Raw genomic sequence first — 12,406 nt, 5'->3', positions numbered from 1 at the left:
GGGGTCAGATGAAAATTTCATCTGACCCCATTTTCATCTGACCCCGATTTCACGCTCTGGGTGCGTATTCGAGCACGTCCGAGAAGAAGGCGCCCTCAGGCAGGCCGGCCTCCACAAGCGCATCCATCAGCGTGTACACCATGGTCGGCGAGCCACTGGCGTGCACTTCCACCTTCTTCCAGTTCGCCCCCGATGCCAGAACCGCGCGCACCAGCTGGGCGTGGTGACCGCTCCAGTCATTGTCTTCATCATCACCCACCACCGGCAGGAAGGTGAAGGGTGGCCACTCCTCCTGCCATTGCTGGGCCAGGGAACGAAGGTACATGTCTTCATGCCGGCGCACCCCCCAGTATAGTTTCACCGGATGCTCGTATGAGGTTTCCCGGAGATAATCCACCAGGCTTTTCATCTGCGCAAAACCGGTACCGGCCGCCACCAGCAGCAGGGGTTTTTCCGGTGTTGACGCCAGGCAGGCCTTGCCGTGGGGTAGTTCCACGGTCACCTCGCCGCCTGAGGTCAGGGCATCAATGACTTTCTGTGCCGACACCCACTCCGGCGTCGCCTGGATATGCAGCTCGATGTTCTGGGCCGAAGGGCTGCTGGCGATGGAAAAGTAACAGGGCTCTGCATCCGGCAGGTTGACTGAGAGATACTGCCCGGCGTGAAACGAAAGTTCCCGACGCCGCGGAAGCTGTAGCTCAACGCGATAGACATCGTGACTGATGGAACGAACGTCCACGACTTTCGCCTGGTACTTGCCAGGCTGCTTGTTTCCGGCGGCCATAACGGCGGATATCTCCAAGTCCAGGTCCGTGAGCGCTGTGGTTCTGCACATCATCAGCTGCTCGCCGGCCTCAATAGTCTGTTGGTTTCGGGTGTTAAGCGCGAGGCCGGCCATTAGCCGCGCCTCACAGATTTCACACACCCCGTTTCGACAGGCCGCAGGCACCTCAATGCCTGCGCTGGCAGCGGCACTGAGTAAGTCGCTCTCCCGGGCAGCGTTAAAGGCAATACCGGAGGGCGAAAGCACCACGCGCCGATGGTCATTGGCCATATCAGTCGGGTCGGGACAGCGAACTTTCAATGCCCAGGCTGCCCCAGAGATCGTCCACCCGCTGTTTGACCTCGTCGGTCATGGTGATGGGCTCGCCCCATTCCCGGCTGGTTTCACCCGGCCATTTGTTGGTGGCGTCCATTCCCATCTTGGAACCGAGCCCCGACACCGGCGAGGCAAAATCCAGATAATCGATAGGCGTGTTCTCCACCAGGGTGGTGTCACGCACCGGATCCATCCGGGTGGTGATCGCCCAGATCACGTCTTCCCAGTTGCGGGCGTTCACATCATCGTCGGTGACAATCACAAACTTGGTGTACATGAACTGCCGCAGGAAAGACCATACCCCCATCATCACCCGTTTGGCATGGCCGGGGTACTGTTTCTTCATGGTCACGATAGCAAGCCGATAGGAACAGCCTTCCGGTGGCAGGTAGAAATCGACGATCTCCGGAAACTGCTTCTGCAGAATTGGAATGAACACCTCGTTCAGCGCCACCCCCAGAATTGCCGGCTCATCGGGCGGACGACCGGTGTAGGTGCTGTGATAGATCGGGTCCTTGCGATGGGTCATCCGTTCTACGGTAAACACCGGGAACTGGTCCACTTCGTTGTAGTAGCCGGTGTGATCGCCAAACGGCCCTTCCGGGGCCATATCGTCGGGATAAATAAAGCCTTCGAGCACAATCTCGGCGCTGGCCGGCACCTGCAGGTCGCTCAGGCCACACTGCACCAGCTCGGTACGCCCACCTCGCAACAAGCCGGCGAATGCGTATTCAGACAGTGTATCCGGCACCGGCGTCACCGCTCCCAGAATGGTCGCGGGGTCCGCACCCAGAGCCACGGCCACCGGATAAGGCTTGCCCGGGTTGATCTTCTGAAACTCCTGAAAGTCCAGCGCACCACCGCGATGGCTGAGCCAGCGCATGATCAGCCGGTTACGCCCAATCACCTGCTGCCGGTAGATGCCCAGATTCTGGCGCTCCTTGTGCGGCCCGCGGGTAATCACCAGCGGCCAGGTTACCAGCGGCCCGGCATCCCCGGGCCAGCAGTGCTGGACCGGAATCTGGTACAGATCCACCTGATCTTTCTCGACCACCACGTCCTGACAGGGGGCAGATCGCAACACCTTCGGGCTCATGCGCATCACCTGCCGGAACAGCGGCAGCTTTTCAATGGCATCCCGGAAACCCTTGGGGGGATCCGGTTCTTTCAGAAACGCCAGCAACTTGCCGATGTCACGGAGCGCGGTCACGTTATCCTGCCCCATACCCAGCGCGACCCGCTTCGGGGTCCCGAACAGGTTGGCCAGTACCGGTATGTCGTAGCCTTTGGGATTCTCAAACAACAACGCAGGACCACCTGCCCGCAACGTGCGGTCGCAGATTTCGGTCATTTCCAGATGGGGGTCGACTTCAACGCTGATCCGCTTCAGCTCGCCCAGCTTCTCCAACTGGTCAATGAAGTCCCGCAGGTCGTTGTATTTCATCGGTTGCTCCGTTCATTTATGCCAGTATTACGGAGGTCGGTGGACTGCTTTTTCCGGAGTCGGAACAAGGTGGGGACCTGCTTTCCCAGACACGCCGTGAACCCATCCCTGGGGGCTTGGTCTTGCCATCCATGGCAAGACACAGTCTGGGAAAGCAGGTCCCCACCTCGTTCTTCAGATCACCAGTTATCCGCAACACAATGATCGTCCCTGCGGTTTTCCGAAACTCTCATTCTGAGACAATCAGAGCGCGCACCGGGCTTGAACGGCGGAGCCGGGGTGAGCCTCCCCGGACCGTGCATTGCCAAGGACGGCAATGCCGAGCCCCCGGGGATGGGTTCACGGCGTGCCCGGGGAGGCTCATCCCGGCTCTGCCCGCCCCACAGCCAGAGGCGCTCTTATTAAAAGGGCATCAGACCAGAAATCAACGACGCTTCATCGACTGGAAGAATTCGTCGTTGGTCTTGGTGTCCCGCAGCTTGTCCAGCAGGAACTCCAGCGCCGCTGTGTCGTCATCCATGGAGTGCAGCAGTTTGCGCAGGATCCACACACGCTGGATATCCGCCTCGGACATCAGAAGATCTTCACGGCGGGTACCGGACCGGCGGATGTTGATGGCCGGGTAGACACGCTTCTCGGCGATCTTGCGGTCCAGGTGAATTTCCATGTTACCGGTGCCCTTGAACTCCTCGTAAATCACCTCGTCCATCTTGGAACCGGTATCCACCAGTGCCGTCGCCAGGATGGTCAGGCTTCCGCCCTCTTCCACGTTACGGGCCGCACCGAAGAAACGCTTCGGTTTTTCCAGGGCGTGGGCGTCGACACCACCGGTCAGTACCTTGCCGGAGGACGGAATCACCGTGTTGTAGGCGCGAGCCAGACGGGTGATGGAATCCAGCAGGATAACCACATCTTTCTTGTGCTCGACCAGGCGCTTGGCCTTCTCGATCACCATCTCAGCCACCTGAACGTGACGGGCCGGGGGCTCGTCGAAGGTGGAGGCGATGACTTCGCCGCGCACGGTGCGCTGCATCTCGGTCACTTCCTCAGGCCGCTCGTCAATCAGCAGTACCATCACATGGCACTCGGGATTGTTTCGGGTGATGGACTGGGCAATGCTCTGCATCAGCAGCGTTTTACCCGCTTTGGGCGGGGAAACAATCAGGCCGCGCTGTCCCTTGCCGATGGGCGCCACCAGGTCCAGAACGCGGGAGGAGAGGTCCTCTGTGCTGCCATTGCCTGCTTCGAGCCTGAGGCGTTCGTCGGGAAACAGCGGCGTGAGGTTCTCGAACAGGATCTTATTACGGGCGTTATCCGGCTTGTCGAAATTGATCTCGCTGACTTTCAACAGGGCGAAATAGCGCTCGCCGTCTTTCGGCGGGCGGATCTTGCCGGCAACCGTGTCGCCAGTCCGCAGGTTGAACCGGCGAATCTGGCTAGGGGAGACGTAGATGTCGTCAGGTCCTGCCAGATAGGAGGCATCAGCAGAACGGAGGAAACCGAAACCGTCCTGCAGAATTTCCAGTACGCCGTCACCGTAGATGTCTTCGCCGCTCTTGGCATGCTTCTTCAGGATTGTGAAGATCACATCCTGTTTGCGCGAACGGGCCAGGTTATCGAGGCCCATCTCTTGCGCAATATCGAGCAATTCGGGCATGGAATTCTGCTTGAGTTCAGTAAGATTCATAGTTTATTGGATTTTCAGGAATGGAAGTAAACGAATATTGGAATGACAGGGGTGCCACTGAACGTATTGATCAAATAAACGCTGAACTGATGCTGGCCAGATGGAGCAACCGGTGTAGATGGAGTCCGGGATTAAGGTACTGAAGCCAGAGAGTGGGAACAACCGTTCGCCGGGCAAGGAGGATCATCGGCTACCTGACTGGCGAATGTCAAGTGCACTGCATAATTTAACGCCAATTTCACGCTAAACTGGCCTTAATGGCGGCTGGCCGCCTCCCCCTGATGGGTTACTCCCTTCCATTAAGAGCCTGTGATGACGATACTGGAAGAGCCTGTGATGACGATACTGGCGTATATAATTTTTCAGCGATTTGCGGAGCCCCGTCCATGAGCAGTGAACCCAGTACCGAACTGAAACCCCTGAACATCGCCATACTGACTGTTTCCGATACCCGCGGGCCTGACGAAGACACCTCCGGCCAGTTTCTGGAGGACAGCGTCGTTGACGCGGGGCACCGCCTGGTCGCCCGTCGCATCCTGCCCGATGACGTCTACCTGGTGCGGGCGTTAATGTCCGGCTGGGTCGCCGATCCCGAAGTGCATGTGGTGATCATTACCGGTGGTACCGGCTTCAACGAGCGTGACAGTACCCCGGAAGCAGTCGGCCCCCTGCTGGATAAAACCGTTGAAGGTTTCGGCGAGGAGTTCCGGCGCCTGTCCGCCTCTGAAATCGGCTCTTCGACCATCCAGTCCCGTGCATTCGGAGGTATGGCAAACCATACGGTGATTTTCTGCCTGCCCGGTTCTACCAGTGCCTGTCGTACCGGCTGGAACGGTATTCTCAGCAGCCAGCTGGACAGCCGCCACACGCCGTGCAACTTCTCGGCCCTGGTCTTGCGCAAACCCGAAAAGCCGATGCAGCGGCTTGATGAAGTCATTGGACAGCGCGCCGAGCGCTGAGGGCAACAGTAATCCGGATCGGAGTTCAGAACTGATGGCTAACCCAAACCTCATGTCACTGGAAGACGCCCTGTCTCACCTGCTATCGGAAGCGCCCGTGGTCACCCGGGTCGAAACCGTGGGGCTCGCCGACTCCCTGGGCCGGGTGCTGGCCGAGAACCATTATGTCCCGGCCGACGTGCCGCCGGCGGACAACAGTGCGGTGGACGGATACGCCCTGCGCAAACAGGATCTTCACCAGGATCAGGCGATACCGGTCTCGGCCCGGATTCCCGCCGGTGAAGCGCCGAACGCTCTGGCGCCAGGCACCGCCGCGCGCATTTTCACCGGCTCGGAGATCCCCGAAGGCGCAGACTCGGTGGTGATGCAGGAGCGAGTGGAGGTGACCGACGCGGGCATCCTTGTCCAGGCAGAGGTGACCGAGGGGCAGAACATTCGTCGCCGGGGCCAGGATCTGACCAGGGGCGACCTTGCCCTTGTGAAGGGCACGCAGGTGCGCCCGCACGAAATGGGTCTGCTGGCGTCCATGGGTGTGGCCCGGGTCGCCGTTCTGGCACGGCTGAAGGTCGCCATCCTCTCCACCGGCGACGAGCTGGTGGATCCCGGAACGCCCCTGGCCCCGGGGCAGATCTACAACAGCAATCGCTTCACCCTGATCGGCCTGCTCACCCAGGCCGGCTGCGAGGTGGCGCTGTGCGAGACGCTGCGGGACAAACGTGAGGCGACCCGGGAAACACTGCTCCGCGCGGCGGAGTCGTCGGATCTGATCATCACCAGCGGCGGTGTTTCCGTGGGTGAAGAGGACCACGTGCGTGCGGTGTTGGAGGAATCCGGCAGTCTGTCGCTCTGGCGCATGGCCATCAAACCCGGAAAGCCTGTGGCCTTTGGCGCCATCGGCGGCACACCGGTGCTGGGATTGCCCGGTAACCCGGGGTCTGTGCTGGTCACTTTTCTGGTGGTGGGCATGCCCTATATCCGAAAATGCCAGGGGCGGAACCATGAAGATCCCGCCGGAGAGCGGATACCGGCAGACTTTTCCGTAGCTTCGACGTCGCTGCGGAGGGAGTTTGTCAGGGCACGGAAAGAACCCCGGGGATCGGAGCTTGTGGTTACCGCCTTTCCCAACCAGAGTTCCGGTATCCTGAGCTCTGCCTGCTGGGCAAATGGTTTGGCGGTGATTCCGGAGAACACCACGGTCAGCCCCGGCGACCTGCTAACCTATTATTCGTTTGCGGAATTGTTGAGCTAACCATGAGTGATAACACGATTACGGTGCGTTTCTTTGCCCGTCTGCGAGAAGAGCTGGATACGGAACAGCTGGTCATCGAGGCCAGGCCGGGGCTTACCGCCGGCGATGTGCTGGCGGACCTGGCAAGCCAGGGCGGGCCCTGGGGCCAGCTACAGGGAGACCAGCCAGTGATGATTGCGGTCAATCAGGCCATGGCGAAGCCCGGCTCTGCAGTGGAGGCCGGCGATGAGCTGGCATTCTTCCCCCCGGTAACCGGAGGTTGAGATGATTTCGATTCAGCCCGGAGATTTTGATGCTGCCGCCGAATATGCCGCGTTACGGGCCAGTGGTGCCGGGACCGGCGCCATTGCCACGTTTACCGGTCTGGTCCGGGACAGCGGTGATTTGCAGGGGGTCACGGGGCTTTACCTGGAGCACTATCCGGGGATGACGGAGCAGGTGATTCAGGAGCTGGTTGATGAGGCCTCAAAACGCTGGGATGTGCGCAAGGCCCGGGTGATTCATCGGGTGGGGCGGCTGGCGCTGCAGGATCAGATTGTGTTTGTGGGGGTGTGCAGTGCCCATCGGGGAGATGCGTTTGCGGCCTGCGAGTTCATTATGGACGCCTTGAAGACCTCGGCACCGTTCTGGAAGAAGGAGATCACCTCAGGCGGTGAGCACTGGGTGGAACAGAAGGATTCGGATCTGGAGCGGTCTCAGGGCTGGGAGTGAATGGCAATAGAAAACCGCCCGTGAACCTGTGCTCAGGGGCGGTTTTTAGCGGCCTGGCTGCAATCAGAGATTGCTGTCCAGAAAGGCCGCCAGTTGGGATTTGGAGAGTGCGCCGACTTTGGTGGCGTCCACGTTGCCGTTCTTGAACAGCATCAGGGTCGGGATACCACGGATGTTGAACTTCGGCGGGGTCTGCTCGTTTTCGTCAATGTTAAGCTTGCAGACCTTCAGTTTGCCGTCGTATTCGTCGGCAATCTCTTCAAGCACCGGCGCGATCATCTTGCACGGGCCGCACCATTCCGCCCAGTAGTCCACCAGCACGGGGACGTCGGACTGCAGTACATCCTGCTCAAAAGACGCGTCAGTTACATTTACGATATTTCCGCTCATTACATTTTCCTGATTCATGCACGACTGCTAATCGCCGGTACGGGGTTTCGAAAAAGGATCCGGTACCGTCACAGGTGCTGTTGACTGTCGCTGAAGGCTGCCGTGGCTTGCAAGGCAACCCTTCACCCTCATCACGGTATGTCATACTTTACGCGATTGATCAGCCGGATGTGAAGCAGTAGATCCACCTCTATCAATCGATCCGGGGCTGACCCCGGTCAAATGCCGCGTCTGCCGGTTACTGACAGGCCTGAGGGATTTCGCTTATAGTACCCCGCAAGTTCATACCAAAAGGATTTCGACCACGTGACGGCCGCCTCCACCGCCGAAAACGCTGCCTCCTCGCCAGGGGTGCTTGCAGCCATCGACATGGGCTCGAACAGCTTCCACATGGTGGTTGCCCGACTCGTGCACGGGGAAATCCGGACCCTTGAGAAGATGGGGGAAAAAGTCCAGCTAGGCGCAGGTCTGGATCAGTACAACCGGCTGACTGAAGAGACCCAGGAGCGCGCCCTGAGCTGCCTGGGCCGGTTTGCTCAGCGCCTTCAGGGGATGCCACCGGAGGCTGTACAGATTGTCGGCACCAACGCCCTCAGAGTGGCTCGTAACGCCCATCAGTTCATGGCCCGCGCGGAGGAGGTTCTCGGCTATCCGGTGGAGATCATTGCCGGGCGCGAGGAAGCGCGCCTGATTTATCTGGGCGTCTCCCATACCCTTTCTGACGATATCGGGCGCCGGCTGGTGATCGATATCGGTGGCGGCAGTACCGAGTTCATTATCGGCCAGCGTTTTGAGCCCCAGGAGCTGGAAAGCCTGCACATGGGCTGTGTTTCCTTCCGGAACAGGTACTTCCCGGACGGAAAGATTACCCGGCGGCAGATGGACAAGGCAGTGACCCACGCCGAACAGGAACTGCTGAATATCCGCCAGCATTACCGCTCCGTGGGGTGGCAGAGTGCCGTCGGTTCATCCGGCTCGATCAAAGCGATTGCCAGTGTCTTGTCATCCCTGAAGATTACCGATGGCACCATTACCCTCCCCGCCATGCAGGAGCTGCGCAAGCGCCTGGTGGGTATGGGTAAAACGGAAAAGCTGGCTGATCTGGGTGTGCGATCTGACCGTCAGAGTATTTTCCCCGCCGGCTTTGCCATCCTGATGGGGGCGTTCCAGTCCCTGGGCATCACTGAAATGTCGTTTGCCGACGGCGCCCTTCGGGAAGGGCTGCTCTACGACATAGTCGGGCGGATCCGGCACGAGGATGTGCGGGAGCGGACAATTTCCGCCCTGCAGGAGCGTTATCACGTTGATCCGGAGCACGGTGCGGCAGTCGAAGCGACCGCCGTTGCAGCCTGGGAACAGGTGGCGGATGCCTGGGGGCTGCATACCGCGGTCGACGAAGAAGTGCTGCGCTGGGCCTGCCGTCTGCATGAAATCGGCCTGACCATTTCCCACAGCCAGTATCATAAACACGGAGCCTACCTGCTGCGGTACTCGGACCTTCCCGGCTTCAGCCAGCAATTCCAGCGGGACCTCGCCACGCTGGTTCGCGGGCACCGGCGCAAGTTCTCCCCGGCCATCTTCGAGGGGCTGGACCCGGACGATACCATCCGGCTTCGCTATCTCTGCGTCCTGGTGCGTCTGGCCGTCCTGCTTCAGCACCCCCGCAACATGGAGCCACCGCCGGAGTTCACCCTGAATGCCCGCAAGGACAAGCTGGTACTGACGTTTCCATCCGGCTGGCTGGATGATCGGCCGCTGACCCTGGCCGATCTCGATAACGAACGTGATTACCTCGCCAGACAGGATTTCACCCTGGAGTTGAACGGAGGCTGAGGGCAGTCAATCCGCCAGCTCCGCCTCCAGCGATTCCACAGCTTCACTGACTTCCAGCCACTGCGCCTCAACCTCTTCGAGGCGGCTTTTTGAAATGGCCTGCTCGCCGAGCAACTCTTTCATCCGGACCTTATGGCTTTCTTCATACAGCCCCGGGTCCGCGAGCTCTTCCTCCAGCACCGACAGTCTCCGGTGCAACTGCTCCATTTCCTTTTCCAGGGAGGTCTGCTGCTTGCGATAGGGGCTGAGCTTTTGCCGGAGGGCTGCCTCCGCGCGCTTGCGGGCCTTTCGGTCATCGGCGCTTTCGCCGGTTCCAACCGCGGGTTCCACCGGGTCTTGCTGGCCAGTCTGCAATCGCTTTGGTGCTTCGGTTTCGTCCTTGCGACGGTCTGCCAGCCAGCGCTCGTAGTCTTCAAGGTCACCCTGATACTCAACAACCCGGCCATCGTTCACCAGCCAGAATTCGTCCACGGTGTTTCTCAGCAAGTGCCGGTCGTGGGAAACCACCACAATGGCACCCTCAAAGTTTTGCAGGGCCATGGTCAGGGCCTGGCGCATTTCCAGATCCAGGTGGTTGGTCGGCTCGTCCAGAAGGAGCAGGTTCGGTTTCTGCCAGGCGATCACCGCCAGTGCCACCCTGGCCTTTTCGCCACCGGAGAACGAACGGACAGGGCTCAGGGCCTCATCACCATGAAAATCAAAGCCGCCGAGGAAGTTCCGGATACCCTGTTCCGAGGCCTTTGGTGCCAGCCGCTGCAGATGCAGGAACGGGCTGGCATCCAGGTCCAGGGATTCCAGCTGATGCTGGGCAAAATAGCCAATGGCCAGATGCTCGCCACAGGTACGTTCTCCGGACAACAGGGTGCCTTCGCCCCTCAGCGTATCCATCAGGGTGGATTTACCCGCACCGTTGGGGCCCAGCAGACCAATCCGGCTGCCGGGTAACAGGGTCAGGTTGATGCCGTCGAGGATTGTGGTATTGCCGTGTCCGGCCCTGCCATTGCGTATCGACAACAGGGGGTTGGAGACCTTTTCCGCGACCGGAAACTCAAAGCTGAAGGGCGAATCAATATGGGCCGGTGCAATGCGCTCCATACGTTCCAGGGCCTTCACCCGGCTCTGGGCCTGACGGGCCTTGGTAGCCTGCGCCTTGAAGCGGTCGATGAAGCGCTGAATCTCGGCAATCCTGGCCTGCTGGCGCTCGAACCCAGCCTGCTGCTGGGCCAGACGTTCGCTGCGCTGGCCTTCAAAGGCAGAGTAATTACCCGTATAAAGCTCCAGCTTCCGGCGGTCGAAATGCACCACATGGGTAGCGACCCGATCCATGAAATCACGGTCGTGGGAAATGAACAGCAAGGTACCCTGATACCGGCGCAGCCAGTTTTCCAGCCACAGACAGGCATCCAGATCCAGATGGTTGGTGGGTTCATCGAGCAGCAGCAGGTCTGACGGTCGCATCAGGGCCTGGGCCAGGTTCAGGCGGATCCGCCAGCCACCGGAAAACGCCGATACCGGCCGGTCCGCGTCCTCGTCCGAGAAACCCAGCCCCCTTATCAGCGCCTCGGCGCGACGGGCCGCGGACCAGGCCTCGTGCACGTCCAGCTCACCGTGTATGCGGGCAATGGCATGGTCATCACCGGCGGCTTCAGCCTGAGCCAGCTCCCGCTCCAGGCGGCGCAGATCGAGATCGCCATCAAGAACAAAATCCCGGGCGCTGCGCCCTGAGGCTTCGACTTCCTGGGCCATGTGGGCAATGCGGCAGCCCCCGGGCAGCGAAACCGCGCCCTGTTCCGGTGACAACTGGCCCAGCAACAGCTGGAAAAGGCTGGATTTGCCGGCACCGTTGGCGCCGACGATGGCCACTCGCTGGCCGGGCTGGACCGTGAGGCTGACGGATTCTAGCAACCAGACGCCGCCCCGTTGTAAACTGAGATCGGTTATCGTTAACATGTTTTCATTTTATCAACGTAAAGTGTTCAGGGAAGGCACAGCGCCTATGTCGCTCCGCTCGGCAACCATCCCGGATTTATCGACACCGCCGTTGGAATTGCCGGCAGATCTGGAACCGGAGAATCCACTCTGGTGTTTTGCACTGGCGTTCTGGAAGCTTCCGGACGTTCAGGACAGCTGCCTGGCGCTTCAGAACCAGGGCTGGAGCGTGACGCGGATTCTGACTGCAGCCTGGCTCGCACTGTCTGACAGGGCCTTCGCCGGGGTCGAGGACGCTACGGTAACAGAGTGGCGCGACCGTGTAACCGGTGCGCTGCGTAGCGCGAGAAAATCCCTGCCGGGCATGGCCGGCAGGTATCACCAGCTTCGCACCGGCATCGCCGGCCTGGAACTCGAAGCCGAACAGATAGAGCTGGCCCTGGCCTGGCGGACGCTAATGACCAACAACCCGGAACAATCTGACATGCAAGGACTCGATACGCTGATCAGAACCAACCTTGCCGCGGCTGCACCGGCATCGCGAATCGATGACCGTGCCGGGCCCCTGCTGAATGCACTGGGCACAGCCCTGGCCAACTTCCCAAAGGGAGACCACCAGCCATGATAATGAAATGGCTCATAAGGCTCTCGTTTCCCGCCCTCGGGTTACTGTTGTTGCTGATTATCTTCGGACTCAACGATCCGGAGCAGGTATCCGAACCGGTTGCAGACGAGGAACAGCCGGAAATCCCGGCCTTTGAAGGCCTGGTACCGTCCCCGATTCCAACCGAGGGTCCGGAAATTGTGTTCAAATGGAAGGACACGGACGGCAGTTGGCATTATGCAGACCAGCCCCCGAAACAGGGGCCCTGGTACACGCTGGCCATCGAGCGGCGGGACAAGGCTTCGCCACTCAACCGCACTCCGGAATCGGAGCCCGACTGGCAGTCCCCCTACACCGCGCCATTTTCTCTGGGCCCTTCAGCAGCCGACAACAACGACAGTTGATCTGACCCGTCCGGATTCTTAACACATGTTCAGTGGCATCTCGCGCCGGAACCCGTTACCTTCTCCGTTCTGACAAACACAACACGGGGCTCAGCCC

Annotated in this window: 12 protein-coding genes; 7 read left to right on the top strand and 5 right to left on the bottom strand. The window is 60.1% G+C overall.

Going from position 1 to position 12,406, the window contains the following annotated elements:
• Positions 1–49: 49 nt before the first annotated feature.
• From D0851_RS14860 to rho, 3 genes are all read right to left on the bottom strand, one after another.
• Positions 50–1,054 (bottom strand): 2Fe-2S iron-sulfur cluster-binding protein, encoded by a 1,005-nt coding sequence (locus tag D0851_RS14860; RefSeq protein WP_117619351.1) that lies wholly within the window; start codon positions 1,052–1,054, stop codon positions 50–52.
• Position 1,055: 1 nt separating this feature from the next.
• Positions 1,056–2,543 carry a 4-hydroxy-3-polyprenylbenzoate decarboxylase gene (gene ubiD, locus D0851_RS14855; RefSeq protein ID WP_117619350.1) on the bottom strand — a complete coding sequence of 496 codons (1,488 nt, stop codon included), beginning with the start codon at positions 2,541–2,543 and terminating at the stop codon, positions 1,056–1,058.
• Positions 2,544–2,967: 424 nt separating this feature from the next.
• Positions 2,968–4,230: a transcription termination factor Rho gene (rho, locus tag D0851_RS14850; RefSeq protein WP_117619349.1), complete on the bottom strand. Its 1,263-nt coding sequence runs from the start codon at positions 4,228–4,230 to the stop codon at positions 2,968–2,970.
• Positions 4,231–4,616: 386 nt separating this feature from the next.
• Between rho and moaB the strand changes: the two genes are divergently transcribed.
• Genes moaB through D0851_RS14830 form a run of 4 tightly spaced genes read left to right on the top strand, consistent with a single transcriptional unit; the run spans position 4,617 to position 7,149 of the window.
• Positions 4,617–5,189: a molybdenum cofactor biosynthesis protein B gene (moaB, locus tag D0851_RS14845; RefSeq protein ID WP_117619348.1), complete on the top strand. Its 573-nt coding sequence runs from the start codon at positions 4,617–4,619 to the stop codon at positions 5,187–5,189.
• Between the two features lie 34 nt (positions 5,190–5,223).
• The gene (glp, locus tag D0851_RS14840) at positions 5,224–6,438 is read left to right on the top strand and encodes a gephyrin-like molybdotransferase Glp (protein WP_117619347.1); all 1,215 of its coding nucleotides are present in this window, start codon (positions 5,224–5,226) and stop codon (positions 6,436–6,438) included.
• A gap of 2 nt (positions 6,439–6,440) precedes the next feature.
• Positions 6,441–6,701 (top strand): MoaD/ThiS family protein, encoded by a 261-nt coding sequence (locus tag D0851_RS14835; RefSeq protein WP_117619346.1) that lies wholly within the window; start codon positions 6,441–6,443, stop codon positions 6,699–6,701.
• A gap of 1 nt (position 6,702) precedes the next feature.
• Complete coding sequence (locus D0851_RS14830; RefSeq protein WP_117619345.1) at positions 6,703–7,149, top strand: molybdenum cofactor biosynthesis protein MoaE; 447 nt, start codon at positions 6,703–6,705, stop codon at positions 7,147–7,149.
• Between the two features lie 63 nt (positions 7,150–7,212).
• Here the strand turns inward: D0851_RS14830 and trxA are convergent, their stop codons facing one another.
• On the bottom strand, positions 7,213–7,539 hold the full coding sequence (gene trxA, locus D0851_RS14825) for a thioredoxin TrxA (protein WP_008169901.1): 327 nt from the start codon (positions 7,537–7,539) through the stop codon (positions 7,213–7,215).
• Positions 7,540–7,845: 306 nt separating this feature from the next.
• On the opposite strand from trxA, the gene ppx reads away from it, so the two are divergent.
• Positions 7,846–9,372, top strand: a complete 1,527-nt coding sequence (gene ppx / locus D0851_RS14820; RefSeq protein ID WP_117619344.1) for an exopolyphosphatase — start codon at positions 7,846–7,848, stop codon at positions 9,370–9,372.
• Between the two features lie 6 nt (positions 9,373–9,378).
• Here the strand turns inward: ppx and D0851_RS14815 are convergent, their stop codons facing one another.
• Positions 9,379–11,322: an ATP-binding cassette domain-containing protein gene (locus D0851_RS14815; RefSeq protein ID WP_117619343.1), complete on the bottom strand. Its 1,944-nt coding sequence runs from the start codon at positions 11,320–11,322 to the stop codon at positions 9,379–9,381.
• 46 nt (positions 11,323–11,368) lie between these two features.
• Between D0851_RS14815 and D0851_RS14810 the strand changes: the two genes are divergently transcribed.
• Together D0851_RS14810 and D0851_RS14805 are read left to right on the top strand one after the other, a co-directional pair.
• Entirely contained in the window at positions 11,369–11,926 is a 558-nt protein-coding gene (locus tag D0851_RS14810) for a DUF2390 domain-containing protein (protein ID WP_117619342.1), read from the top strand.
• Entirely contained in the window at positions 11,923–12,309 is a 387-nt protein-coding gene (locus tag D0851_RS14805; protein ID WP_117619341.1) for a DUF4124 domain-containing protein, read from the top strand. The genes D0851_RS14810 and D0851_RS14805 overlap by 4 nt, the downstream gene beginning before the upstream one ends.
• The last annotated feature ends 97 nt before the right edge of the window (positions 12,310–12,406 follow it).

It is taken from the genome of Marinobacter sp. Arc7-DN-1 (assembly GCF_003441595.1).
Lineage (GTDB): Bacteria > Pseudomonadota > Gammaproteobacteria > Pseudomonadales > Oleiphilaceae > Marinobacter > Marinobacter metalliresistant.
This window is presented reverse-complemented; position numbering and strand designations above follow the sequence as displayed.